Below are 26,974 nucleotides of genomic sequence, written 5' to 3'. Positions count from 1 at the left end.
GATTCCAAAGATTCCTAAAAAATCCTAAAGATTCCACATAACCCAAATATCTATGAAAACAAAAACGAGCGTTACCTACAAGAATGAGATTCTTGCTAAGTACAACAGGGAAAAAGGCGGAGAGATGATTAATTACCTTTTAAAGCCTACCCGCAAACAAATTAAAGAGGCATGCCTATGGCTGTTAAACAGAAGAAAAGAAAAATACGATGATAGTATTCTAAATCGTTTTTTTAAATTTAAAGAAGGGGAAAACAAGATGCAGGCTATCGAGAACACCGATGGGGATCGATTTAAGCCCATTATTAATTTTCTAACAGGAGCTACAAAATCGACCAAACCTGCTAACCTAGAGTTGATAAGCTGGTTAATCGATTTTAAACCTCGACCTTTATCTGTTTATCTAAACTCTAATTTTAATTCACCAAAATATGAAACAAAACTACTTGAACGATTTTCTAAGGAAGAAACAACCTTGTCCAGTATGCATCATCAAATAGAAAAGATGCCTATTCCCGAGACCAAGGTGATCGAAAAAACAGATAAGAGTATTACCATTATCTCGCAGATCAATCCTTCTCTTAGAATTACCACGATAGTATCTTTGTAATTTCTTGTGTATAGTACACCCTATCCAATAATTCGAGTCTGACACCCCACACACAGGGCTACAAAAATGAAAAAATACTCGAATCATTAGCTATACTACCAATTCTGATTTGAATGTACCTCAGATGATTTTGAGATGAATTAACTAAATGGCTAGAAAATCACTTGTTTTCGATAGTTCTGCTAAACAATGTCGAAGTGCATTTTTGCTAATGCAAAAACACTCAAACCGACGTAATTTTCTTGTCATTTAAAGCATCCAGAAGAAAACACGTTTTAATCAGCAAATCTAAGTTAATAGTGTAGAAAGGAGGATGACACACCCAAAAGTGCCACAGGCTTGTACCCTGAACGCGTACAAGCCTGTGAATTTTTTATGTAAAATTTTCTGAAGATCTTTTTTATTTCTTTTATGATTATCCGTTTTGTAAACTATGTTATTTTTAATGTCATTCCGAATTTATTTCGGAATCTTATTACACTCATATGCAATAACTCATCATTATCAACCTGAAACAAGTTCAGGCTGACAATGATGAATTCGTATACGTTTCAGACATTCAAAACTTCTTTTTAATCTCTTCTGCTTAAAAAAATCGAAATAAAATATAATAAGGTAGCCAGAGACCCCAAAGCGGCAACTACATAGGTTCTTGCTGCCCATTTTAGAGCATCCTTTGCTCCTGCATGTTCTTGTGATGTAAGCATATTATTACTTTCTAGCCACACCAATGCTCTTTTACTGGCATCGTATTCTACAGGTAATGTAATAAATGCAAACAAGGTGGTAGCAGCAAACAATAAGATACCGATCAAAAATACGGTCGTACCAAATACCATTCCCGAAGCCGATAATGCCAATCCTGCCATGATCGCAAGGTTAGAAAACTTACTTGCAATTCCTACTGCGGGTACAATTTTAGACCTCATCGTTAACCAGCTATATGCTGTTGCATGTTGTACAGCATGCCCACATTCATGTGCTGCCACCGCTGCTGCTGCTGCATTGCGTTGGTTATACACCCCCTCGCTTAGGTTTACAGTTTTGTTTAAAGGATTGTAATGATCTGTTAACATACCTGGTGTAGAAATCACCTTTACATCTGTAATCCCACTATCCTGAAGCATTTTGGTAGCAATCTCTGCCCCACTCATGCCATTTTGTAAACTAACTCTAGAGTACTTTTTAAATTTGCTTTTAAGTTTGTTACTCACAAACGTACTTACCAAAAAAATAACCCCGGCAAGTATATAATATCCCATCATATTATTTGTGTTTTAATAAATTATAACTATTCTATTACAAAATGTAATTAGAACCCCTTTCTCAATTACATAAACTTGTTTTTGAGCTAAAGAGTCTTGTGTTAAATTTAAGATATAATACCATTTCTACCTTAAAACTATCTATTAAAATTTGCTCTTTTTCGTTTATCTACAAAAATAAAGCTTGACTGTAACATCTGTTTTGTATAAATTTTTCGATAGGCAGAAAGAAATAATCTCTAAAATTATTATCTGATATGACTCAGACTCTAATCTTATACTGAATAACTAATAATAAAAATGATGTAGCTCCTCTCCCTTTGGAAGAGGATTAAGGTGAGGATAGCTCTAACAGAAAACCCTTATCCTAGCCTTCTCCCAAAAGGAGAAGCAACTAATTAAGTTCTTAAAAATATAGTTATGGATAAACTTTAAGTCGAACTCACGTTAATGACCATGGTAAGCTTTATAAACAAAGGCGTTAACAACAAATCCCAAAAAACCTGTGTTCTATGAGTCAACTACCTCGGAGCAAGCTCACGAGGCATCCAGCGGATAATAAATTTTAACATTTCGAGGCAAGCCTCGGAGAATTAAACTCCACAATGTGGATTAAATTAATATATAGTGTCATCCCAAACTAGATTTGGGATCTCATATTTCTAGGTTATATACATATTAATAAGATGCTGAATCAAGTTCAGCATGACAAATAATTTATAATTGTACAAGTGCTAAAAAGTAATACTAAAATTAAGCATAAATACAGTTAAAAAATGCATTGTCCCCTGAGCCCTTCGTCAGGCTTAGGACAAGCACTGTCGAAGGGTATGAAACTAGTAAAAAACATGCTTCAAGCTCAGCGTGACATTATATATAAATTTGGCTATACTGTTGAATTCTAAGAGAGAAATAGTATCAAAAGCAAAAACCCCGCTATACTAGCGAGGTTTTTATTTTATAAGTATGCTTCAATATTATTGAGCTAACTCTCCTAAATATTCTTCAACATCTTTTAATGGTAGATCGAATGCTTCTGAAATTGCAGGATATACTACATCTCCACCAATTACATTTAATCCTTTTTTAAGCGGCTCATTTTCTGCACAAGCTCTTTTCCACCCTTTGTTTGCCAATTGTATAGCATATGGTAATGTTACATTGGTTAATGCCAAAGTAGATGTATAAGGCACAGCTCCTGGCATATTAGCCACAGAGTAATGTACAACATCATCAATTATATAGATAGGGTCCTCATGCGTTGTTGGTTTTGTCGTTTCAAAACAACCACCTTGATCTACAGCAACATCTACCAATACGGTTCCTGGTCGCATATCCTTTAGCATATCTCTTGTAATTAGCTTTGGAGCTTTTGCACCTGGTATTAACACCCCACCAATGATTAGATCGGTAGATCCTATATGTTTACGAATATTATATTCGTTAGAAAATTCTGTATTTACATTCGCTGGCATTACATCATCCAGGTAACGTAATCTTTTCATGCTGATATCAAGAATCGTCACATCGGCTCCCATTCCTGCTGCCATTTTTGCTGCCTGAGTTCCTACAACACCTCCACCAAGTACTAATACTTTGGCAGGAGCTACTCCTGGTACACCTCCTAATAAAATACCAATACCTTTTAATGGTTTTTCAAGATATTTAGCTCCTTGTTGTATAGACATACGTCCTGCAACTTCGCTCATAGGAGTTAATAGAGGTAAACTTCTATCTGCTTCTTCTACTGTTTCATAAGAAACACAAACAGAACCACTAGCGATCATAGCGTTAGTTAATGGCTCACTAGATGCAAAATGAAAATAGGTAAATAACAACTGATCTTTTTTGATCAAAGCGTATTCTGGCTCGATAGGCTCTTTTACCTTAATGATCATCTCTGCAGTTTGATACACATCTTCTATAGTAGATAAAATCTTTGCACCCGCTCCGATGTAATCTTCATCACTAAATCCACTATTAATACCAGCTGTATGTTGAACATATACCGTATGTCCATTTTTAACAAGCTCCATAGTCCCAGCAGGAGTTAATCCCACTCGGTTTTCGTTATTTTTTATTTCCTTAGGAACACCTATTATCATATCGTTAATTTTTTTGCCGAAAATATAAGTTTTCGGCAAATTTAGCAATAAAAAGTCCTTAAAAATGCGGTTCTTGCAATTTTATACTATTCTTAATTTTTGCCTTAAAAATGAGTCAAAAATTATATATTTAAAAAAATTACCCCCTCTAAATTAAGATTAATTAAAATTCTGAAAAGATGTACTATATCGTTTTCGTAACTACATTATAAAAAACATCTTTAAAAACATCTAAATACATCACTATCTTATTGATAGAACTGATCTTGAGTAGTTCTTTGGCCTGCAAAATTCGCATTTTGCACCCTAATTTTGTTAATTTTTGTAACCGTTGCTATTACTACGCTAAAAAAAAACTTCATTATAGTACAAAAGCCAAACTTTTCGGCTTAAAACCACTACTCAAGGTGAGTTCATAATCTAATCATTATCCTACCAGATTCACAATTTTACCTGGTACGATAATCACTTTTTTAGGAGTTCTTCCTGCTAGTTGTTGTTGTGTTTTTTCATGTGCCATTACAGCGGCTTCTATTTCATCTTTACTTAGGTCTAATGACAACTCCATAGTAAAGCGCATTTTACCATTAAAAGAAATAGGGTACTGCTTGGTACTTTCTACCAAATGTTTTTCTTCAAATACCGGAAAACCTGCAGTTGCAACAGATTCGTTATTTCCTAACTTTTGCCATAACTCTTCTGCTATGTGTGGTGCATAAGGCGAAATAAGCACTGCCAACGGTTCTAGTATTGCTCTGGCTGTACATTTTTGAGCGGTTAACTCATTTACAGCGATCATAAACGTACTTACCGAGGTATTAAACGAGAAGTTTTCGATATCTTCTTCTACCTTTTTTATGGTTTTATGCAATGTTTTTAAATTCTCTTTTGTAGGCTCGGTATAGGTTACTGCAAACTCCTCATTAGTATGATATAATTTCCATAGTTTTTTAAGGAAAGAATGTACTCCTGTGATTCCTGCAGTATTCCAGGGTTTTGCTTGCTCCAGAGGGCCTAAAAACATTTCATACAAACGTAAGGTATCTGCCCCATAATCATTACAGATATCATCTGGATTGACTACATTATACCAACGTTTAGACATCTTCTCTACTTCTCTACCTACAATGTATTTTCTGTCCTCCAATTCAAAATTGGCATCTTTAAACTGTGGTTGCCATTTTTTAAGTCCTTCTATATCCAACTCATCAGCACTATTGATCAAGCTCACATCTACACGAAGTTCTTCTGTTTCATAGCTATCTTTTAAACCTTTTGAAACATAATTATCGGTTCCGCTAACCCTGTATACAATGGCACTGGTACCTAAGATCATTCCTTGGTTGATCAACTTTTTAAAAGGTTCATCTACCGGAAGGTTTCCTTTATCATGTAAAAATTTGGTCCAGAATCTAGCATACAATAAATGTCCTGTTGCATGCTCGCTTCCTCCTATATACAAGTCTACATTTTGCCAGTACTGCAATGCTTCTTCAGAAGCAAAAGCCTCTTCATTACCAGCATCCATATACCTAAATAAATACCAAGAGCTTCCTGCCCATCCTGGCATGGTATTTAGTTCTAACGGGAAAATGGTTGCATCATCAATCTTATCATTAGGGACCACTTTATTGTTTACAGCATCCCAAGCCCAAACATCGGCACGTCCCAAAGGTGGCTCTCCCGTTTCTGTAGGTAGATACTTTTCTACTTCGGGTAACTCAACTGGCAAATGGGTTGCATCGATCATTTGTGGCATCCCATCTACATAATATACAGGAAATGGTTCTCCCCAATAACGCTGACGGCTAAATACCGCATCACGTAATCTGTAATTGGTTTTTCCTTGTCCCTGACCTAATTTTTCTAGCTCATAAATCGCGGTTTTGGTCGCTTTTTTATAGTTTAAACCATTTAAAAAATCAGAATTAGCAATGACTGTTTTCTCCTTATCGGCAAAAGCTTCTTCTGAAATATCAATCCCTTCAAAAATATTTTTGATAGGAATATCAAAATGTTTTGCAAAGTCATAGTCACGTTGATCCCCGCATGGTACTGCCATTACCGCTCCTGTACCATATCCTGCCAACACATAATCACCAATCCAAATCGGGACTGGCTCTTTGGTAAATGGATGCTCGGCATATGCCCCTGTAAATACCCCACTAATGGTTTTTACATCTGCCATACGCTCACGTTCACTTCGCTTTGCCGTAGCTTCTACATAGGTATCTACCGCTTCTTTTTGCTCTGCAGTAGTGATCTTGGCTACCAAATCATGTTCTGGTGCCAGAGTCATAAAGGTAGCTCCAAAAATGGTATCAGGTCGGGTAGTGAACACTTCAATCTTATCATTATATCCCTTTATATCAAAGGTTACACTGGCCCCTACAGATTTACCGATCCAATTGCGTTGTGATTCTTTTAAAGAATCTGTCCAATCGATGGTTTCTAACCCTTGTAGCAAGCGTTCTGCATAGGCAGAGATTCGCATACTCCACTGGGTCATTTTTTTTCGAATCACAGGATATCCTCCTCGTTCAGAAACTCCGTTTACAATTTCATCGTTGGCTAATACGGTTCCTAATTGTGGACACCAATTAACCTCGGTTTCTGCCAAATAAGTTAATCGATACTTTAACAACTCTTGTTGTTGTTCTTTTGATGAAAATCCATTCCAATCTGCTGCAGAGAATTCTTTTACATCTTCATCGCAAACCGCATTAATAGTAGCGTTTCCTTCTGAAGTAAAAATAGCTTCTAACTCTTTAATACCTCTCGCTTTGTCAGCATCGATATCATACCATGAGTTAAACAACTGGATAAAAATCCACTGTGTCCATTTATAATATCCCGGATCACTTGTACGTACTTCTTTACTCCAATCAAAAGAAAATCCAATTTTATCTAATTGCTCACGATATCGTGCAATATTATCTTTGGTAGTAATAGCAGGGTGTTGCCCTGTCTGGATCGCATATTGCTCGGCAGGTAATCCAAAAGAATCATACCCTTGTGGATGCAATACATTAAATCCTTTATGACGTTTATATCGCGCATAGATATCACTGGCAATATACCCTAATGGGTGCCCAACGTGTAAACCTGCTCCAGAAGGATAGGGAAACATATCCAATACATAATACTTTTCTTTTTTGCTGTTACTATCAGCTTTGAAAGTTTCATTTTTGGCCCAGTAGGCTTGCCATTTTTTCTCTATAGCGTTATAATCGTAGCTCATCGATCTAAATTTAAGACCGCAAATTTACGATTTTATGTCACACGTTCAAGGTTTTTGAACTCTTAAAGTACTAGAGCGAAACTTGAGATGGCAAAAGCCCTCTGGCTTTTTTTTCCATAGGCAATAAACAACTATGGATAAAGGTATTTGTTGGAGTAGGCACCCCTAATTTTTCTCCTTCTTTTACTATAAATCCATTAAAGTTTTCAAGCTCTGAAGGACGCCCTGCGATGATATCTCTTTGTGTAGAAGCTGTAGAAGTATAGGGTTGTTTGCTAATAAAATCCATAATACGATCTACCATAACTTCTGGCAATGCTACTCCTTTGGCAACGCCCACTTTATAAATCTCGATAGCTGTTTGCTCTAAAATAGTTCGGGTAGCAGCACTTTCATAAAGCTCTCCTATCGTAGCTCTTGTCAATGCTCCCAATCCACTTACTGTAGCAATAAACATAAATTTACCCCAGATATCAATAGAGATATCATTAGAAATAGTACCTATAAAACCTGCCTTATCAAACACCTGTTTTATGCTAAGCAATCTTTCTGTTTTACTTTTATCAAGTTCTCCAAAAATAATTTCTGGTGGATGCCCAAAATGTGAAATCACTCCAGGGGATTCTATTTTACTATATATTTTACACAATCCTCCTAAAACATATTTTTTATCAACTACAGAAAGCACTTTTTCTGCATTATCTGCTCCATTTTGTAATGGAATAACCACCGTATCATCTTTTAAAATGGGTATAACTGATTTTGCAGTTTCTGTTACTTGCCAGGATTTTGTGCATATTAAAACGATATCTGCCTTTTCTACCTGAGCAATTGTATCTGTAACCAAATATGGGTGTGTCACAAAATCGCCATCAATACTTTTTACTTGCAATCCTTTTTGCTGTATGTTTTCAAGATGTTTTCCTCTTACAACAAAAGTTACTTTTTGTCCAGAGTTAGAGATTTTTCCTCCAAAAAAACCTCCTACTCCTCCTGCTCCTATGATTACTGTATGCATATTACTATAAAAAAGACTTAAAACCACATGATACTAAAATGTGTTTCTCAAGAATACGTTATTTGTATATCAAAGTTAGTTAACTTTATTATTTTTACAGGCAAATCAATTTATTTATGAGCTCATCTTTTGAAAAATATCAAAAACGACGACTAATTTCTTCTTATTTCTCTGTTGTAATTAGTATTTCTCTTGTATTATTTTTACTAGGGTTACTTGGTTTGCTTGTATTGAATACAAAAAAGGTTGCCGATCATTTTAAGGAAAAGATTGCCCTTACTATCTTTCTTAAAGACACTGCCAAAGAGGTTGAAATAAAACGACTAGAAAAAACATTGGCACTAGCAGAGTATACTAAATCTACTACCTATATCTCTAAAGAAGCTGCAGCAGAAGCTCACAGTAAAGACATTGGAGAGAATTTTATGGATTTTCTGGGGTACAACCCATTACAAAACTCGATCGATGTATATCTCAAAGCTGATTTTGTGGATCAAGCCAAAATAGAATCTATTACTGCTACTATTGTAAAAAAAGATTTTGTCGATGAAGTTATTTATGACCAACCGCTCATCTCTCTTTTAAACGACAATATAAAACGTATTAGTTTTTGGGTATTACTCATTAGCGGAATTTTCACTTTTATTGCAGTATTACTAATCAATAGTTCTATTCGCTTATCGGTTTACTCTAAACGTTTTATTATTAAAACAATGCAAATGGTGGGTGCTACAAAAAAGTTTATTCGACAACCTTTTGTATGGAAAAGTGTTCGATTAGGAATGATCGGAGCTATTGTAGCTTTAATTGGCGTTGGTATTGTTTTATTTTATCTAGACAAAGCTTTTCCCGAGCTGGCCTTACTAGACGATAAAATATTACTCATCATATTATTTGTGGGAGTTTTTGGCATAGGTGTTTTGATTACCTGGATTAGCACATTTTTTGCTACTCAGCGTTTTTTAAACCTAAGAACTGACGAATTATATTATTAGTTTATTCACAGAGGTTATAGCATAAGGGTATTCATTCAGAAATAGTCAAGACTCTATAGAGGCATTTCTTATAAACATTATAGAATCCATTTTGTTGTAGGCATTACATTGCCATACGTATTTATATAATAGAAAAGTTTCCTTACAAAAATCATCATATATCTAATCGTTATTGCCTATTTTGAGCTTGTTGAAGGTCTCATCACAGGTGCTATACTTGATTTTTCTTCTTCACTGAAGCAAAAAAACTCTAATTTTCCTCACCAACCTGAGCACCATTACACCTCTACATATCAATCAACTACACAATCACTATCAGATCGAGCACAGTCGAAATCTAATAACCCGAATTCGATTAATATCAAGTATTCTATAAAAGCGTCAATGGTAGTGATTTTTCATAGTGAAGCGGAGAAAAATTGTATCGGTCTTTCGGTAAGCTCAAGATGACAAAGTTTTCAGAACAAAAAACCTAGTCACCCTGAGCCTATCGAAGGGCAAAACTCTTAACAGAATTTCACTCAAATAGACGCATTTCAGATTAATCGAATTCAGGTTAATAAATTGAAGTCAACTACTTCTGGGCAAGTTCACAAGGTATCTAGCGGAAAAACATTTTTTACATTACGAGGCAAGCCTCGGAGAATTAAATTCCACAATGTGGATTAAAAAAACACCTCTCGACTGCGCGGAGGCAGAAGAAATAGACTCACTTATGACACGCTAAAAAAAATCGTTTAACAGTCTAACTCAGGTTACTAAGAAATACAATTGAATAAGAAAAACATTTCAATTGATCAAAAAATCATCATTTTTCGCATGAATCAAAAAAGTTAAAACGAATTCTTATCATACAATTTAATTATATACTTATTTCACAAATAATCTTTTGACCACGATCTCTGCCTCTTTTACAATGTTAATCAAATATATTCCAGCAGATAATTGAGGTACCGAAACCTTATTATTAATAATTTCTCCTTGCCCCATTAGACGTCCAGAAATATTAAATATTTTATAATTAGCACGCTTACCATATCCCTTTATAAATACATCTCTTTGGTCATTCGATAATACTGTTGGGTATATTGTTATTTTATTTTCTCCTGATTTAGCACTAAAGGGTGCATTAAAAGATCTTCCAAATACCTGAACCCAATAATTTTTGACTCTTGCCATACCAATCTCTGTAAAGTTCGCACTCAATATATTTTTCTTATGTCCGCTACTATTCATCCATCCATTATGCACTTGATTTACAGAACTATAACCGTTGGCTATATTTTCTCCATAACTGTTCCATGAATATCCCTGATCGGTAATTCGTTCTCCTACACTTGATCCATTAGATCCCGTATGTGAGAAAAAATTATTATCATTCATATCATTTGCATGAAACAATGCAGCAGCAACAAGCTTGGCATTCATTTTTAAAGGTTGTTTACCATTATTTGCTCTTGCTATATTTACTAAAGCCAAAAGATCTAACATTTCCTGAGGGAAATCTCCTACGGTATTTTTGAGTGTAGTTACATTTATTTTATTAGAAAATGCAGATGCTTCTCCGTTACTATTTTTGGCTCTTACCGAAAAATTATATGTAGTCTCTGGCTTTAACCTTGTTAACGTGATAGTTTTAGCTCCTTTTACATTATCTATTATTTGATCATCATTATAGATTTCAAACATTGTGGTATTCACCAAGGCTCCATCAATACCCCAACTAAGTACTACAGAATTGCTAGTGATGTTTGACGGCTTTAAATTGATTGGTGTTGGAAGTGGTGATATTCTTCCTATAGTAAACGATTTGGTTTCTTTAGATGTAAATGTAGCTCCAGAAACGAGCGTAGTACCATTCAAATTTAGCTCATATTTCCCTTCTCCGTATTTACAACAAAGGCCATCTCCAAAAGAGTCATCAATAACAAAGTTATAAGCACCATCCTCTAGACATATTTTTTCAGATACATTAGCACTACCATGCTTATAATCTTTCCCCGACAAGATTACTTTCCCTGATTGATTTTCAATTCTCCAGCTAATATCTATTGGCCAATTATCAAAAATAACTATTACTTCTACTTCTGAACAAGCTATTCCTGATAGATTAGCATCATTATTTGTTTTTTCTTGAGTTATAGATGGGTTATCTTTAAAGAGTCTTACTGCACTATGCGCATTAAGAAATGTTGCACACAATAGTAAAAATAGCATGAGTTTTTTCATGATTTTAATGTTAAGTTAGTTTATATTTGTGATCAAAATTAAGGTATAACTCCCTAAAACAGAGTTAATCTTACCATAATAAATATTTAAAAAAAACAAACTTTATTCATCTCGGTTTTTAGAAAAAAATATTCCTTAGAATAAAAAAATTTTATTTTTTTGTTCGTCCTAAAAAGTTAAAATGAATTAGTTATTAAATTGAAGATGGGTAAAATAGGTAAAATCTGGTTTTTTAGTGTTCTAGTAATTTTCATCGCTTTTATGGCAGTAATGATTCAAACATTTCGCCCAGTTAGAAATGTACAACCAGATGATGTAATGAAGATTGATGGATTGGTAACAGATATTAAAGAAGGTCCTGGTTTTGATGTTATTATCAGTCTTAATGAGGATCACCATCATTATTATATAAACCGTGGTTTACAACACAATCTAACTATACAACAATTGCAAGAACAACTACTTAACCAATCCGTTACTTTGTATGTTGTAAAAAGATGGACTATATTTACTCGCGATAAAAATATGGGTCATATATCCAAATTGGTATTTAATAATGATATCCTGTTTAATGAAATAAGTAATTAGAAATCTAAAAACAATAGATTTTAATACGATACACATACATGAAAAAACAATCTACAAACAATACTTCTAATAAATCCAATTTTGTTTTTGGAAAGAAAAACTATATCGTCATGGCTATAGGAATTGCAGTGATAGCCCTTGGTTTTATACTAATGGCAGGAGGAGGAAGTGACGATCCTAATGTTTTTAATCCAGATATTTATAATTTTAGAAGGATTAGATTGGCTCCAACAATTGTTTTGATTGGTTTTGGAATTGAAGTTTATGCGATTTTACTTAACCCTAATAAAAAGAAAAAAGAGTAATTCGCTATTTTCTTTTACTACAAATCCCGACCATAGCAGGTATAATTATATATTTGCATCGAATTAAGAAAATCCTGTGTTTTTATGGAAATTATCGATGCAATCATTTTGGGAGTCATACAAGGGCTTACCGAGTTTTTACCTGTCTCTTCTAGCGGTCATTTAGAACTTGGCAAAGCTATATTAGGTGATCAGAGTGTTCCCGAAGAGTCTTTACTTTTTACAGTAGTATTGCATTTTGCAACAGCACTTAGTACCATTGTAGTTTTTAGAAAAGATATTATAGAAATCATAAAAGGATTGTTCGCTTTTAAAAAAAACGAAGAAACCCTCTTTTCTTTCAAAATACTCCTATCTATGATTCCTGCAGTATTTATAGGATTGTTTTTTGAAGAGCAGCTAGAGAAACTCTTTGGAGGTAATATTCTGTTTGTAGGATATATGCTTCTTATTACAGCCGTTTTGCTTTGGTTTGCAGATAAAGCAAAAAGCACCCGCAAACCTGTTAGTACGTCGAATGCATTTGTTATTGGTATTGCGCAAGCTATTGCAATGTTACCTGGTATTTCGAGAAGTGGAGCCACCATATCTACCTCTGTCTTACTTGGTAATGATAAAACCAAAGCTGCTCGTTTTTCATTTTTGATGGTAATCCCTCTCATCTTTGGTAAAATTGCAAAAGACATTGTAAGTGGAGAGCTTTCTTTTTCGGGAGAAAATAATCTGTCTATAGGACTTGGGTTTGTTGCAGCCTTTATTTCTGGGCTTTTTGCATGTACATGGATGATTTCTCTAGTAAAAAAGAGTAAATTAACTTATTTTGCCGTATATTGTGTAGTTGTTGGCTTATTAGCCATCGGCTTTGGTATTATCAAATAGCCCCTCATAATGATTACCGAACAAGATTATAAAGATGGTCAAATTATTTTGATCGACAAACCCTTACAATGGACTTCTTTTCAGGTTGTAAACAAACTTCGTTGGTTAATTCGAAAGAGTTTTAACATCAAAAAAATAAAAGTAGGCCATGCAGGAACATTAGACCCTCTTGCATCTGGATTACTCGTAATCTGTACTGGTAAATTTACCAAACGCATTCAAGAGTTTCAAGGACAGACCAAAGAATATACCGGGACCATCACCTTGGGAGCTACCACTCCATCTTATGATCTGGAAACAGAAATTGACAAAACTTTTCCTATTGATGATATTTCTGATGAAATGATTCTAAATGCAACCTCACATTTTTTGGGAGAAATAGAACAATATCCCCCTATTTTCTCTGCATTAAAAAAGGATGGAAAACGATTGTATGAATATGCAAGAGAAGGAGAAAAAGTAGCTATCAACTCAAGAAAAATCATCATTAACGAATTCGAGATTACAAGAATAAATTTACCAGAGGTAGATTTTAGAGTCGTTTGCGGAAAAGGAACTTATATTCGTTCATTGGCACACGATTTTGGAAAACATCTAAATAATGGAGGGCACCTAACGGCTTTAAGAAGAACAAAAATTGGTTCGTTTTTGGTAGAAAATGCAACCACTATCGAATCTTTTGAAAGCCAGTTACAATCAAAAATGGAAACCACGTAAAATATTGTTGTATAAATGTAGTTATTAAATACCTATGGAGTTTATAGAAAAACATAAAGCCCTGATTATCACATCCATGCTAATGAGTATTGTTGTTCTTAGCTTATATAATATTACCATGTTTAATAAGCAAAAAGAACAATCTGAAATCCTTATGGAAATCCCCGAAGAATTTCTAGTAGAAGAAGAACCAGAACCAGAAGAAGAGCTTATAGCACAAGAAGACAGGCAACTGGATCCATCCAGCAGAACACATGCTGCTTATAATGAAGATTTTGAAGATCATGATGAGATTGAGCAGCGAATTAAGTCTTTGACAGAAGCAGATCAAACAGAACAAGCCCCAGAAGAAGCCTCAGAAGAAACCGATGAAAGTGAAATCCCCCTAGAGGAAGAAAAAAAACCCGCTCCAGAAGAAGAAGAGACTAATAATAGAAATAGCTCTCTTACATACAATCTTAAAGACAGAAAGTCTGTAGACCTTCCTAATCCTGTTTATACTTGTAACGGAAGTGGTAGAGTAGTCGTAAAAATTGAAGTCAACCAAAATGGTTATGTTACCAACACCAAGGTAGATAAAAAACGATCTTCTACCAGAAACGAATGTTTGTTTGACAATGCGATGGAATATGCTAGAAAAGCTTTATTCTCGTCTTCTGATATCGAAAAACAAGAAGGAAGCATTACTTATTATTTTAACTACAGCAATTAGAGACTATAGCTGAATCAGTATATAATGTTATCCAAACTAGATTTGGTATCTCATATTTCGAGGTTATTTGATATTAACAAGATGCTGAATCAAGTTCAGCATGAAAAATAATATAGACTTACCATAGTATCTTTTATTGTAATAACTTGGCAATATCGTCTGCTATATTTTTACCTTTATCTGCATTGTACCATACTTGCAAATCTTGCTTAAATTTGGCATCTAATTGACCATGCTCCTCTTTGTAATCATTAACCATTTGAGTAGCTATAGAAGGCCTGGGACCCCATGTATCGATTACCTCTTTGGTATTGCGGTCATACATAATTAATTTGGGAATAGATTTCCCTCCATTTGTTAAGAAATTACTCATCAAATCATCATGGTCATCTCGCAAAACTATTTTCAAATCTATACCTTCATTTAATGCTGCTATTTTATTAATTATCGGTAAGGATTGCGCTGCGTCACCACACCACCCTTCTGATAGGACTAACAAACCAACATTTAAGGATTTATTGGCAACAGCCTCTTTTATCTCTTCATCAATTTTGATAGTCTTATCCAATCGCTTCATTCTTCTATCATTAAGCATACTATAATTTGTCAATGCTTCTGTTTGCGTATGTCCAGTAGACTTATCTTCAGATAATAAATCACTCACTAAACTTCTATACTCTTCATAAGTATAAGAATCTGCTATCCCTTCTTCTATCAATCTCATTAGTGTTATATTTTCTGTGGTATATTTCATAATTTATCCTTTACTAATCACTAGACGATTATTATTCATAAAACTTACAGTATAACTTATAGTAATACTCTTTTTTTCGCCGCAAAGTTACTACAATACCTCTTCTATAAATCACAATAAAACTAAAAAATCTTATATTTTTCTTATGACTAATTTAAAATCATTGCTCACATAATATCCTATATTTATCCTTAAAAAAATGGAAATGGAAAAACACAGATGTGGGTGGTGTGTTGGAGACCCCTTATATGAAGCCTATCATGATAATGAATGGGGAGTACCACTTCATGATGAGCAATTATTATTTGAATTTTTGATATTAGAAACTTTTCAGGCAGGACTAAGCTGGATTACCATTTTACGGAAACGCGAAAATTTTAGAGAAGCGTTTGACAATTTTGACTATCATCGTATCGCTACTTATACCGATAAAAAAAAAGAAGCATTATTACAAAACCCTGGAATTATACGAAATAAACTAAAAGTAAAATCTGCTATTACAAATGCTCAAAACTTTATTAAAATTCAGGAAGAGTTTGGAAGTTTTGATTCGTATATCTGGAGTTTTGTTAAAAACAAGCCTATCCAAAATGAGTGGAAACATTATAAAGATTCTCCTGCTACCACTGCTATTTCTGACGCTATAAGCAAAGACCTAAAAAAACGGGGTTTCAAATTTGTAGGATCTACAATTGTATATGCTTTTATGCAGGCTATTGGCATGGTAAACGATCATGAAATAAATTGTTTTAGATACAAAAAAGTATAACTCTTTTCTTCGAACTTTCTCTTCTGTAAAATACTACATGAATACGATTTCCCTTCCATATGATTTAATAAATGACGAATTGCACGACGTCTGCTTTTATAATTATAGTAGTAAAGGCACTAAATTGAATCATAGTGTTAATTTTGGATATCATGTGATTAATTTTCTTATCGAAGGAACCAAAGGAATTGTATCACCAGAAAAAAAAGACATAATAGGTCATAACCATATAATTCTTATACGATCAGGAAATTGCTTAATGACAGAAACCGCATCATCCAATGGAAACTATTTAAGTTATCTTTTGTTTTTTAACGATTTGGCAATTAGTAATTTTAAAAATAGATTTAACCTCTCTTCTACTTCAAAAACCAGAGCAACACCAACTTCTTTTCTTACTATCCAAAAAGATGAGTTTATTGCAAATTTTATCACTTCGTTAAGATTTTTATCCGAATCAAAAGCCATATGGCAAGTCAAATTTGAAGAATTTATGCTTTATCTCATAGAACAACAAGGAATACATCTATTAGATTTTTTTAATCCTAGCACTCAAAACACAACAATAAATACCGTTATTGAGAATAACTTAATGAATGATATTTCGCTACAAGAATTGGCTTTTTTATGTAATATGAGTTTATCATCTTTTAAGAGAAGGTTTTATGAGACCTATAATGACACCCCTTTTAACTGGATACAAAATAGACGGTTGGATCTGGTCAAACAACAACTGCAAATAGATAATATTCGTCCATCAGACATCTATTTAGAATACGGTTTTAGCAATCAATCTAGTTTTACACAAGCTTTCAAAAAACGATTTGGTATTACTCCTAAGCAATATCAAAATACTTCAAAATTGAACTTTTAAGAACATTTTTTGAACTTCTTAGAGCAACTCTTATTATTTTCAAATTCTATTTTTGTTACTATCAATAAAAACAAATTATGACATGAAAAAAATAACCTTTTTACTATTTAGCCTATGTTTCTCTTTCGGTTTTTCTCAAACCTTTACCCTAAAGAGCACCGAACTAAGTGGGCAAGCTACCGTTGATCAATTATTTAATGGCTTTGGTTGTACTGGAAAAAATATATCGCCACAGCTTAGCTGGGAAAATGCTCCTAAAGAAACCAAAAGCTTTGCTATTACTATTCATGATCCTGATGCGCCTACAGGAAGTGGGTGGTGGCATTGGATTGTTTTTAATATCCCAAACACCATTACAGAACTACCATCAGATGCTGGAAATGTATCCAAAAACTTACTTTCAAAAGAAAGTATTCAAAGTAAAACAGACTTTGGTACATATGGATATGGTGGACCTTGTCCTCCAGAAGGACATGGTATACATCAGTATATTATTACTATACATGCGCTCAAAACAGAAAAGCTTGAGCTTGATAAAGATGCCAGTCCTGCCCTGGTTGGTTATTATCTAAATTTTAATACTATCAAAAAATCTTCTTTAATATTTTACCACAACAGATAATCTGAACATAAAATAGATGAGCGGAGATTTATAGTTTTACACCAAAAGCTAGATCTCCGGCATCTCCTAACCCGGGAACAATATAACTCTTATCATTAAGTTTCTCATCTACCGCTGCTATCCATAAATGCGTGTTCTCTGGAAATATACCTTTAATATATTCAATTCCTTGCTCAGAACCAATTACAGAAATAATATGAATCTGTTCTGGTATACCACGCTCTTTTAAAGCTGAAAATGTAGTTTCTAACGTTTTTCCTGTTGCTAACATCGGATCTGCCAAGATCAAAACCTTATTCTCTAAAGAAGGAGAAGCCAAATATTTGACAACGATTTCGAATTCCTCTTCGCTAATCGAATGATCTCTATACGCAGAAATAAATGCATTTTCTGCTGTATCAAAATAATTCAATACTCCTTGATGCAAAGGCAATCCAGCTCTAAGTATCGCACATATCACAAGGTTATTAATAGGCACATGCATTTCTTTTGTTCCTAACGGAGTTGTGATGGTTTTAGAAGTATGCTCAAGAGTTTTACTTAGCTCATATCCTATGATTTCACCTATTCGCTCTATATTTCTTCTAAAACGCATTGTATCCTTTTGAACATGCACATCTCTAAGCTCGGCAATGAACTGATTTAAAACAGATTGGGTTACTCCTAAATTATGAATAGTCATAGGTTATTGTTAAATCGTGAGTATTATAAATAACTTAAAAAATTATCTCTTTCTATTTCTCTAGCTCCTAAACTTGCCAAGTGTTCTGTATACACTTGACAATCGATTAGTTTAACTCCTTTATCTTTAAGCATGTTTACTAGCATGATAAAACCATATTTTGAAGCATTGCTCATTTTAGAAAACATACTTTCACCACAAAATACTTTCTTATCTTCTAACCAAACCCCATAAAGCCCTCCTACCAGTTCTTCTCCTAACCAGACTTCTGTAGAAATAGCATACCCCTGTTCATTTAGTTTTATAAAAACTTTCTGTAAATCTTGTGTAATCCAAGTACCATCCTGATCCACTCGCCGAATTGTAGCACAATTAAAAATTACCTCTTTAAAACTCTTATTAAAAGTAACTTCAAATTTATTTTTTTTAATCAATTGCCGCATGCTTTTACTTACCTTAAGTTCTAAAGGAAATAATACCATTCTTGGGTTTGGGCTATACCATAAAATCGGTTGATCTTCATTATACCAAGGAAAAATACCTTGATGGTATGCTTCTAATAATCTCTCTAAAGAAAGATCACCTCCTAAGGCCAATAATCCATCTTCATTGGCATAAGATACAGGAGGAAACTTTATTATATCGGTTAGAATATACATCTACACAAATGCTTATACAACGTTAAATACTATGTAGTTGTTTGAATTAAGCAAAAAAATCGCAATATTTGTTAAGATCTTTTAAGACATATTTTGTTCATCATTGCTTTTTTGAATTCAGTTAAAAGATCATTTTATAATTATAATGAAAAGTCCGATATTTTTGTATCGGACTTTTTTATTTTCAATAATCATTTTATTGACCTAGTATCATTATAGTATTTCTCTACTTTAAAAAAAGATGATATCATCTTTTTTAGAAAGGCAAATCATCTTGCTCTTCATTAGAGAAATCTGTCGCTGGCTCAAATGCATCTGCTGGTGGCGTTGGAGGAACCGATGGATTCTGTCCTGCTGGCTGTAAGCTCTCAATTCTCCACCCCTGAATAGAGTTAAAATATTTAGTTTCACCTTGAGGGTTTACCCATTCGCGACCTCTTAAATTAATACTGATTTTTACATCCTGTCCTACTTGAAAAGCATTTAACAAGTCACATTTGTCCTGAACAAACTCAACCATAATTTGTTGTGGGTATTGCTCTTCGGTTGTAACTACAATTTCTCTCTTTCTAAAACCGTTGCTCCCAAAGCTTTGGGTCTCACCTATCATTTTAACTTTACCTTGTACTTCCATTCTATTGTATTATTATTTTGCTGCTAAAATATTCCATGCTGTATCTATATCATCTTGATCAAGATACTGCTTTGCAAATTTATGAATTTCTATCTGGTTAACCTCTCGAATTTTATCCTTAATATCACTATGGTTATTAACAAATTCTATCGCGTCACTTTTTTCTGGAATAACACTTACATTACCTAACTTACCCAAATCATTTCCTGTAAAAATCGAACTTTGCTTTATTTCGGCAGGTAACGAATCTACTCCTACTCCAATAGCACTTAAAGGCTTAGGCACCTCGAACATTGCTTGGTTTGCACGAGTATACCAATTTCCTCCCATGCGTGCTACCTGATCTATTTTATGTTGATCAATCCCGCCGCTACTGTCCATAACTTCTTCATTGATATGCATCAATAGGACTTCACAAATAATTAAATTACCTGCACCACCCTCTTTTCCTAAAGCTACAACTTCATTTACCTTACACTCGAACTGAACGGGAGACTCACCAACTCGATATGGACTCACTTTTTCTGATGGCACCATGGTAAGACCCGATTTTATAAATTCATTTACGCCGTTAGGATATTCGGTACTAGATAACGACATCTGTTGTACTATATCATAATTTACAATATTGATCACAACTTCTTTGGTTGCATTTGCATTATCCAAAGTATGTTTGGTCGTATTGTTTCTTACCCTTCTGGCCGGTGAAAAAATTAAAATCGGAGGATTTGCACTAAATACGTTAAAAAAACTAAATGGAGATAGATTGGCTACACCATCTTCATCTATAGTACTGGCAAAAGCAATCGGCCTTGGCCCCACTGCTCCTAGCAACAATCCTTGTAATCTTCCTGTTGCTACTTCTTTAGGATCTATTTTTATCATAATTATACTATCTTAACACAAAGATAATCAAACTTATCTCTTAGAATTACTTATCAACGGTTTTCGTAATCTACCTATAAGCGCAATAAAATTAGTTTAAAACGTTTATATTTAAGGTTTAATTAACCGGTCTATATGAATTTCTCTGACGAGCGTAATTTTTCCAGCTATTTCATCATTATAGCTGTTTTGGTAATCACTGGCCTTGTTTTATGGAACACCTCTTTATTCATGAGACGTCTTAAAGATGATGAGCGTACTAAAGTTCAGATCTGGATACAAGCACAAAAAGCATTTGACAGTGAACAATTTGACGATTATATAGATTTATCACAGCTTATTAGCGCAACTAATAACTCTAACCCTATTGTAATAACAAATGCCAATAAAGATTTTTTTAGAGATTCTGTTGGGGCTATTATGAGACAGGGAAGGATTCAAAATATACCTCAAAATCTAAGTGAGTCTGAATTAATCGATTTTCTAAACAAGTTAAAGTCTGAAAATGAACCTATCGAGTTAGACTTAAAAAACACTGTACAATATATCTATTACGGCAACTCTGATATTTTAAACAAATTAAAATACTACCCAATTGCTATAGTCATTATCATACTCTTACTCATTGGTGTAATCTATTTCTTTTTTACAACTTCAAATGTTAGTAAACAAAATAAATTATGGGCTGGTATGGCCAAAGAAACTGCGCATCAGATAGGAACTCCTTTGTCCTCTCTGGTTGGATGGAATGAAATTCTAAAAGTAGAAAATGTTAACCCAGAATATATCGTAGAAATAGACAAAGACATTCAACGACTAAAAGTTATTACCGAGCGTTTTTCTAAAATTGGTTCTGTACCTAATTTTGAAGAGGTAGATATTGTAGTAGAAACAAAGAATGCCTATCGATATTTACAATCCAGGAGCTCTAAACTCATTAATTTTTCGATTAACCTCCCCGACAAACCTATTTATGTCTCATTAAATCCTCAATTATACAGTTGGACCATAGAGAATTTGGTTAAAAATGCTATTGACGCGATGCGAGGAAAAGGTGATTTAAACATCGATCTTATAGATGATTCTAAACGGGTATACATAAGAGTTATAGATACAGGTAAGGGAATTCCTAAAAGTAAATTTACCAAGATTTTTGAGCCCGGTTATACTTCAAAAAGTAGAGGTTGGGGATTAGGATTATCACTTGTAAAAAGAATCATAGAAGAATATCATTTGGGAAAAATAAAAGTTCTTTCTTCTGAAATTGGTAAAGGAACTACTTTTCAGATCACACTTCGCAAGTCATAACTAATCTGACTTTTGATAGCAAATACGCCGTGTTATATTTTAGAAAATATGGCTAATTTTCAATAACAAAAAGCATACGATGTCTTATATTATATAAAATAAAATCCCTGGCCGGATTAAAAATATTTATTTTCATTATAGGACTTCTATTCTTGTTATGTAAAAGCTCTTGTACTTCTACGAAAAAAGAAAGTAATCTTCCAAACATAATTGTATTTCTGGTAGACGATATGGGGTTAATGGATACCTCTGTTCCTTTTTTGGTGGATATGAATGGTAATTTAATCAACTATCCATTAAATGATTATTACAAAACTCCCAATATGGAAAAACTAGCAGCACAGGGTATTCGGTTTACAAATTTTTATGCCCATTCGGCCTGCTCACCAACGCGTGCCTCAATTCTTAACGGCCAAAACTCTGCACGTCATGGAGTGACTAATTGGATTCGATCAGAAAACAATAACCGAACAGAATTTGACCCATCAAACTGGAATTGGAAAGGGCTATCAAAAAAAACAGTAAAATTACCCTGAGTTTTGAAGAAAAAAGGTTACAAAACTATTCATGTCGGCAAAGCTCATTTTTGCCCATTTAACAGTGAGGGAGAAAACCCATTTAACCTGGGGTTCGATGTAAATATTGCTGGTAGTTCTATAGGAGAGCCTGGGAGTTACTATGGTACAAATGGTTTTGGACATATTAACGGAAATAAATCAAGAGCTGTTTTGAATTTAGACAAATATCACGGGCAGAATATTTTTCTCACAGAAGCATTAACCCTTGAAGCTAATATTGCAATATCAAAAGCCAAAGAAGAAGAAAAACCCTTTTTTCTTTATATGTCTCATTATGCTGTACATGACCCTTTTCATTCTGACCCTCGTTTCGAAAATAACTACAAAACCTCTGGAAAACCAAAACCAGCTCAGGCATACGCTACCCTGGTAGAAGGTATCGATAAATCATTAGGGGATATTATACTACATGTCAAAAAACTGGGAATAGGAGAAAATACATTAATTCTATTTATAGGTGATAATGGATCAGACGCTCCTCTACCTGCTAAAAACAACTATAGTAGCTCTTCTCCTTAAAAAGGCAAAAAGAGTAATCATTGGGAAGGAGGTATGCGAGTACCATTTATTGCATCATGGATTTCACCTAACCCCAAAAAAAATTGTCAAAAAAACACACCTATCATTCACAATGCTGTGTAACAACAACTAGGATCTGTCATAGACATTTTCCCCACTATATGTAAAATAGCAAATATACATTCTCCCAACGAACACATTATAGATGATTTTAATCTGCAACATCAGTTAAATGGCCATAAAAACAAGAACCGTAATGACCTTTTTCTAAATCATTTCACACATGGAAAACAGCGCACAAATTATTTTACAAGCTTAGTAAAATCAGACTGGAAAGTCATCTATCATTATCAAATAGAAGCCCCTCCTGTTTATGAATTATTCAATCTTAAAGATGATCCTTTTGAAACTAATAATCTGGCAGTTAAAAACCCAAAACAACTTAAGGTTATGATGAAAGTATTATCTGATGAAATGAAAAATAAAAAAGCCCTTTTTCCTGAAAAAGAAGGGACCCCATTGAAATTAATTTTACCTAAACCTTTAGAAAGCATGCTTCAGCTACTATTAAACAACTATATCCCAGAATAACATCTATCATAAAACCCTAAATTATTCAACCCAGTTTAAGAAAATTTCATTTTTGTAATTTTCGATATTCTAAAAAAAGTATAACAATATTTTCTTCAGAACGTTATATGATTTTATCATACTCCAAATATCAATACTGTGAAAACCGAATATATTGTCTTAAAAGAAGCTGTTCTGACCAATAATTGCCCCGAATGTTACTCTACAGAAGGAATGGTATTATCCTTTAAACAGCAACGAGTAAAAACCAAACTACTTACAAAAACCAAAGCAAATATTATAGAAAGTATTAACTGTAATAAATGTGAAAGTCAGATTTTTCCAGGACAATGGACTGTCGATATCGAAAGAGTATACAACTATCATAAAAAAACAATTACACGTATTTCGAGTTCGATACGTTTTAGCCCTCTATTCTATGGGATACTGATTTTTTTTACTCTGCTAGTTGTTACCGGAGTTTATATATTTTTAAATAAATAAACCCTTAGAATTTTTTCATTATTTGCCTAAGATCTTCTGTAATAAGAAAAGTTTGGTTCTTGTTAAAATCAAAACAAACAGCTACATCGTGTCCTTCTGCACACAATACTCCATCATCATTATATAATTGATGATACAAACCAAAACTTGAATTTTTGATAAACTCGACTTTGGTTTTTATCAGCACATTACCAGGAAAAAACAATGGGTTTTTAAAATCACATTTTGTAGACACCAGCATGGGGCCTTTTTTGGTCTCTTCATATAATTTTGCCAGGCCAGTAACTTCCCAAAACTGAACTCGGGCACTTTGCATGTATTTCATAAAATTTACATTATTTACATGCTGATAGGTATCCATTTCGCTCCAATCTATCCTAAGCTGAAGTGATAACTTAAAATCTGAGTCTGACATTAGAAATGGGATTGAATTTGCGCTGCAAGAGATTCAAAGTCTGACTTCGACATTGTAACCTTGTGCTGAAATGTCATTTCTTTCATTTCATTTAACGGAATCAGGTGCACATGTACATGGGGTACTTCTAGTCCCACAACAGCAATACCTACTCGTTCGCAGTCCACTGTTTTTTCTATTGCTATAGCAACTTTTCTAGAAAAACGCATAAGCCCCAGGTAAGTTTCTTCATCCAGATCAAAAATTTTATTTTCTTCTTTTTTGGGCACACACAATGTATGTCCTTTTGCATTAGGATTAATATCTAAAAAAGCATAAAAATTCTCATCTTCGGCAATTTTATACGACGGAATTTCTCCGTTAATAATTTTAGTAAATAGGGTAGGCATTAATTAATTTATTAGTTGGTTTACAATTTTGAAATATAGTTTATTTAATAATCACACCCAAGGACGAAATACAAAAAATAACTGTTACCAAAAAGTAAAAAATCAATCAAAACTCTTCTAATTTTGCATTACTCCAATCCTAAAAACAAAAAAACCTGATTTTATGAACGGTATACATCATAAGATTAGATTTTTTATCCTCCAATGGTAATCATACTTCTATTTTTAAGATGTTGATCAGGCTTATTAAATGCTTCAAGAGTATCCATCCCGTTACGTATTTTTCGTTTTGATCGAATTGATTTTTTTATAATATTAGTGATCGATTCACCCGATCTTAACGGAGTTAACAAGTCTGATTCTTCTGATGAAAACAAACAGTTTTTTATACGTCCGTTAGCCGTTAATCGTATTCTATTACACCCGTCACAAAAAGGATTAGTTACAGAGCTTATAATGGCAAAAGTCCCTTTATACCCTTTAATTCTATAGCTTTTGGTGGTATCATTAAAAGCATCTGCTTCCTTTATGACATCAGATTCTTTATAATATTCATTTACTTTTGACAAAACCTCTTCTAAAGAAACCAACTTTTTCATATTCCATTTATTACCATCAAATGGCATAAACTCAATAAAACGAACTTGTATTGGCAACTCTTTACTAAGTTTGATAAAACTGATGATTTCATCATCATTAACTCCTTTCATCAAAACACAGTTAACCTTTACATTAACTCCTTCGTTAACCAATAAAATAATGTTTTGATAGACTTTCTCAAAATAGGATCTTCGCGTAATTACTTTATTTTTTGTAGCATCCAAGGAATCCAAACTTACATTAAGTGTTTTGATGCCGTATTTTTTAAAGTCTTTAATAAATTGATCTGCAATGACACCATTGGTAGTCATTGTTAATTGCACAGGCAACGATGCTAGTTTTTCTAAAATAAGCGAGACATCTTTACGAATCAAAGGCTCACCCCCCGTTAATCTAATTTTGGTAACACCATGTTTCACAAACTCTTTGGCAATACTATAAATCTCTTCATACGTCATAATATGAGATTTGGGAGATAACTGAACCCCATCTGCCGGCATACAATATGTACATCTTAAATTACATCTTTCAGTAAGCGATATACGCAAATAGCTATGTGCTCTACCAAAGGTATCTTTAAGCACATCGCTTATGCCGGGTTTTATAGAATTTACCAAGTTTGTTTTTAGTTTAGTCATGTCGTGCTCCTTTTAGGACTCTAAATACATGTAATACTTCGGGGAAAATAGCATCCATCGACTCTTTAGCTCCATTTGTTGATCCAGGTAATGCCAATACTAATGTATTACTAATGGTTCCTGCAATACTGCGAGATAACATTGCATAAGGCATACGATCTTGCCCATATTTACGTATTGCTTCTTCAATACCTGGTATGGTTCTGTCTAAAAGAGGTGATAATGCATCGGGAGTTACATCTCGTCTGGACAATCCTGTACCTCCTGTATAAATAATAAGGTCTACGCCCTCTTTTTGATAATGTATTGCTTTTTCTTGTATGATTTTAGATTCATCAGGAATAATTATATAGTCCAAAATATCCACTTCACATTTTTCTAATTTAGACACAATTGCTTTACCCGCCCTATCTTCTTTTTTTCCTTGCGAAATAGTATCAGAACAAACAATAACCGCAGCTCTAAGATCATTTCTAAATTTATCTTTATAATCAGACTTACCTCCTTTTTTTTCTAACAGTTTTATTTGATAAATTTCTATTCCTTTATCAATAGGTTTCAGCATATCATACATGTTTAATGCTACTATACTTGCCCCATGCATCGCTTCTACTTCGACTCCTGTTTTATAGATAGTTTTTATGGTTACTTTTACAACGATTTCTAATCCCTGGATTTCATACTCAATACCTGTATATTCTATAGGTAAGGGGTGGCAGTCTGGTAATAATTCTGGTGTTTTTTTTACTCCTAATAATCCGGCCGCTTTACTCATAGCAAACACATCTCCTTTGGGCACTGTACCATTTTCTATAGCCCTTATTGTTTCAGTTTTACTAACTTTTACAATTGCTTGTGCTACTGCTACTCGTAGCGTAGTTGCTTTATGAGTGATATCTACCATACTGCT

Annotated in this window: 27 protein-coding genes and 1 pseudogene; 14 read left to right on the top strand and 14 right to left on the bottom strand. The window is 33.7% G+C overall.

The annotated features are described in order from the left end of the window. Positions 1-52 precede the first annotated feature (52 nt). Positions 53-610, top strand: coding sequence for a hypothetical protein (locus ABW636_RS09490; protein ID WP_367589735.1), 558 nt, complete (start codon positions 53-55; stop codon positions 608-610). 572 nt (positions 611-1,182) lie between these two features. Here the strand turns inward: ABW636_RS09490 and ABW636_RS09485 are convergent. The 4 genes from ABW636_RS09485 to ABW636_RS09470 form a co-directional block, all read right to left on the bottom strand. After that, the gene (locus tag ABW636_RS09485) at positions 1,183-1,875 is read right to left on the bottom strand and encodes a zinc metallopeptidase (protein ID WP_367589734.1); all 693 of its coding nucleotides are present in this window, start codon (positions 1,873-1,875) and stop codon (positions 1,183-1,185) included. 977 nt (positions 1,876-2,852) lie between these two features. Further along, positions 2,853-3,980 (bottom strand): alanine dehydrogenase, encoded by a 1,128-nt coding sequence (gene ald / locus ABW636_RS09480; RefSeq protein WP_367589733.1) that lies wholly within the window; start codon positions 3,978-3,980, stop codon positions 2,853-2,855. Between the two features lie 427 nt (positions 3,981-4,407). Next, the gene (gene leuS / locus ABW636_RS09475; RefSeq protein WP_367589732.1) at positions 4,408-7,221 is read right to left on the bottom strand and encodes a leucine--tRNA ligase; all 2,814 of its coding nucleotides are present in this window, start codon (positions 7,219-7,221) and stop codon (positions 4,408-4,410) included. A 70-nt stretch (positions 7,222-7,291) separates the two neighbouring features. Next, positions 7,292-8,239 (bottom strand): ketopantoate reductase family protein, encoded by a 948-nt coding sequence (locus ABW636_RS09470; protein WP_367589731.1) that lies wholly within the window; start codon positions 8,237-8,239, stop codon positions 7,292-7,294. A 116-nt stretch (positions 8,240-8,355) separates the two neighbouring features. Here ABW636_RS09470 and ABW636_RS09465 point away from each other — a divergent pair, with 116 nt between their 5' ends. Further along, positions 8,356-9,234 carry a cell division protein FtsX gene (locus ABW636_RS09465; protein WP_367589730.1) on the top strand — a complete coding sequence of 293 codons (879 nt, stop codon included), beginning with the start codon at positions 8,356-8,358 and terminating at the stop codon, positions 9,232-9,234. Between the two features lie 870 nt (positions 9,235-10,104). On the opposite strand, the gene ABW636_RS09460 is transcribed toward ABW636_RS09465, so the two are convergent. Further along, the gene (locus ABW636_RS09460; RefSeq protein WP_367589729.1) at positions 10,105-11,463 is read right to left on the bottom strand and encodes a CAP domain-containing protein; all 1,359 of its coding nucleotides are present in this window, start codon (positions 11,461-11,463) and stop codon (positions 10,105-10,107) included. A gap of 261 nt (positions 11,464-11,724) precedes the next feature. Here ABW636_RS09460 and ABW636_RS09455 point away from each other — a divergent pair, with 261 nt between their 5' ends. From ABW636_RS09455 to ABW636_RS09435, 5 genes are all read left to right on the top strand, one after another. Beyond that, the gene (locus ABW636_RS09455) at positions 11,725-12,051 is read left to right on the top strand and encodes a hypothetical protein (RefSeq protein ID WP_367589728.1); all 327 of its coding nucleotides are present in this window, start codon (positions 11,725-11,727) and stop codon (positions 12,049-12,051) included. A 38-nt stretch (positions 12,052-12,089) separates the two neighbouring features. After that, positions 12,090-12,356, top strand: a complete 267-nt coding sequence (locus ABW636_RS09450) for a DUF3098 domain-containing protein (RefSeq protein WP_367589727.1) — start codon at positions 12,090-12,092, stop codon at positions 12,354-12,356. An 84-nt stretch (positions 12,357-12,440) separates the two neighbouring features. Next, positions 12,441-13,235 carry an undecaprenyl-diphosphate phosphatase gene (locus tag ABW636_RS09445; RefSeq protein WP_367589726.1) on the top strand — a complete coding sequence of 265 codons (795 nt, stop codon included), beginning with the start codon at positions 12,441-12,443 and terminating at the stop codon, positions 13,233-13,235. Positions 13,236-13,244: 9 nt separating this feature from the next. Further along, positions 13,245-13,952 (top strand): tRNA pseudouridine(55) synthase TruB, encoded by a 708-nt coding sequence (gene truB, locus ABW636_RS09440; protein ID WP_367589725.1) that lies wholly within the window; start codon positions 13,245-13,247, stop codon positions 13,950-13,952. Positions 13,953-13,986: 34 nt separating this feature from the next. Then, complete coding sequence (locus ABW636_RS09435) at positions 13,987-14,664, top strand: energy transducer TonB family protein (protein ID WP_367589724.1); 678 nt, start codon at positions 13,987-13,989, stop codon at positions 14,662-14,664. A 133-nt stretch (positions 14,665-14,797) separates the two neighbouring features. On the opposite strand, the gene ABW636_RS09430 is transcribed toward ABW636_RS09435, so the two are convergent. Continuing rightward, positions 14,798-15,418, bottom strand: coding sequence for a thioredoxin family protein (locus tag ABW636_RS09430; RefSeq protein ID WP_367589723.1), 621 nt, complete (start codon positions 15,416-15,418; stop codon positions 14,798-14,800). A gap of 205 nt (positions 15,419-15,623) precedes the next feature. On the opposite strand from ABW636_RS09430, the gene ABW636_RS09425 reads away from it, so the two are divergent. From ABW636_RS09425 to ABW636_RS09415, 3 genes are all read left to right on the top strand, one after another. Further along, on the top strand, positions 15,624-16,187 hold the full coding sequence (locus tag ABW636_RS09425; RefSeq protein ID WP_367589722.1) for a DNA-3-methyladenine glycosylase I: 564 nt from the start codon (positions 15,624-15,626) through the stop codon (positions 16,185-16,187). Positions 16,188-16,224: 37 nt separating this feature from the next. Then, on the top strand, positions 16,225-17,061 hold the full coding sequence (locus tag ABW636_RS09420) for a helix-turn-helix domain-containing protein (RefSeq protein WP_367589721.1): 837 nt from the start codon (positions 16,225-16,227) through the stop codon (positions 17,059-17,061). Between the two features lie 82 nt (positions 17,062-17,143). Beyond that, positions 17,144-17,683, top strand: coding sequence for a YbhB/YbcL family Raf kinase inhibitor-like protein (locus ABW636_RS09415; protein WP_367589720.1), 540 nt, complete (start codon positions 17,144-17,146; stop codon positions 17,681-17,683). 28 nt (positions 17,684-17,711) lie between these two features. Here ABW636_RS09415 and upp read toward each other — a convergent pair whose 3' ends face one another. The 4 genes from upp to ABW636_RS09395 all read right to left on the bottom strand — a co-directional run bounded on the left by upp (position 17,712) and on the right by ABW636_RS09395 (position 20,543). After that, on the bottom strand, positions 17,712-18,365 hold the full coding sequence (gene upp / locus ABW636_RS09410; protein WP_367589719.1) for a uracil phosphoribosyltransferase: 654 nt from the start codon (positions 18,363-18,365) through the stop codon (positions 17,712-17,714). A gap of 23 nt (positions 18,366-18,388) precedes the next feature. Further along, positions 18,389-19,024, bottom strand: coding sequence for a leucyl/phenylalanyl-tRNA--protein transferase (gene aat, locus ABW636_RS09405; protein ID WP_367589718.1), 636 nt, complete (start codon positions 19,022-19,024; stop codon positions 18,389-18,391). Between the two features lie 256 nt (positions 19,025-19,280). Beyond that, complete coding sequence (locus ABW636_RS09400) at positions 19,281-19,658, bottom strand: DUF3127 domain-containing protein (protein WP_367589717.1); 378 nt, start codon at positions 19,656-19,658, stop codon at positions 19,281-19,283. A 12-nt stretch (positions 19,659-19,670) separates the two neighbouring features. Further along, positions 19,671-20,543, bottom strand: a complete 873-nt coding sequence (locus tag ABW636_RS09395; protein WP_367589716.1) for a flavin reductase family protein — start codon at positions 20,541-20,543, stop codon at positions 19,671-19,673. 135 nt (positions 20,544-20,678) lie between these two features. On the opposite strand from ABW636_RS09395, the gene ABW636_RS09390 reads away from it, so the two are divergent. The 4 genes and pseudogenes from ABW636_RS09390 to ABW636_RS09375 all read left to right on the top strand — a co-directional run bounded on the left by ABW636_RS09390 (position 20,679) and on the right by ABW636_RS09375 (position 24,022). After that, positions 20,679-21,851, top strand: a complete 1,173-nt coding sequence (locus ABW636_RS09390) for a sensor histidine kinase (RefSeq protein WP_367589715.1) — start codon at positions 20,679-20,681, stop codon at positions 21,849-21,851. Between the two features lie 152 nt (positions 21,852-22,003). Beyond that, positions 22,004-22,948 (top strand): annotated as a pseudogene (locus ABW636_RS09385) (sulfatase-like hydrolase/transferase). Between the two features lie 141 nt (positions 22,949-23,089). Continuing rightward, positions 23,090-23,539: a sulfatase/phosphatase domain-containing protein gene (locus ABW636_RS09380; RefSeq protein WP_367589766.1), complete on the top strand. Its 450-nt coding sequence runs from the start codon at positions 23,090-23,092 to the stop codon at positions 23,537-23,539. Between the two features lie 138 nt (positions 23,540-23,677). Then, positions 23,678-24,022 carry a hypothetical protein gene (locus tag ABW636_RS09375; RefSeq protein WP_367589714.1) on the top strand — a complete coding sequence of 115 codons (345 nt, stop codon included), beginning with the start codon at positions 23,678-23,680 and terminating at the stop codon, positions 24,020-24,022. Positions 24,023-24,026: 4 nt separating this feature from the next. Here the strand turns inward: ABW636_RS09375 and ABW636_RS09370 are convergent, their stop codons facing one another. The 4 genes from ABW636_RS09370 to moaCB form a co-directional block, all read right to left on the bottom strand. Then, positions 24,027-24,437, bottom strand: coding sequence for an acyl-CoA thioesterase (locus ABW636_RS09370; RefSeq protein WP_367589713.1), 411 nt, complete (start codon positions 24,435-24,437; stop codon positions 24,027-24,029). Then, positions 24,437-24,826, bottom strand: a complete 390-nt coding sequence (locus tag ABW636_RS09365; protein ID WP_367589712.1) for an HIT family protein — start codon at positions 24,824-24,826, stop codon at positions 24,437-24,439. Before ABW636_RS09365 ends, ABW636_RS09370 begins: the two co-directional genes overlap by 1 nt. 194 nt (positions 24,827-25,020) lie before the next feature. Next, positions 25,021-26,064 carry a GTP 3',8-cyclase MoaA gene (moaA, locus tag ABW636_RS09360; RefSeq protein ID WP_367589711.1) on the bottom strand — a complete coding sequence of 348 codons (1,044 nt, stop codon included), beginning with the start codon at positions 26,062-26,064 and terminating at the stop codon, positions 25,021-25,023. Further along, on the bottom strand, positions 26,057-26,968 hold the full coding sequence (gene moaCB, locus ABW636_RS09355; RefSeq protein ID WP_367589710.1) for a bifunctional molybdenum cofactor biosynthesis protein MoaC/MoaB: 912 nt from the start codon (positions 26,966-26,968) through the stop codon (positions 26,057-26,059). Before moaCB ends, moaA begins: the two co-directional genes overlap by 8 nt. Between the last annotated feature and the right edge of the window lie 6 nt (positions 26,969-26,974).

Source organism: Aquimarina discodermiae (assembly GCF_040786235.1).
Taxonomy (GTDB): Bacteria; Bacteroidota; Bacteroidia; order Flavobacteriales; family Flavobacteriaceae; genus Aquimarina.
Note: the sequence above shows the minus strand (reverse complement) of the source record. Positions and strands in the feature narration are given on the sequence as shown.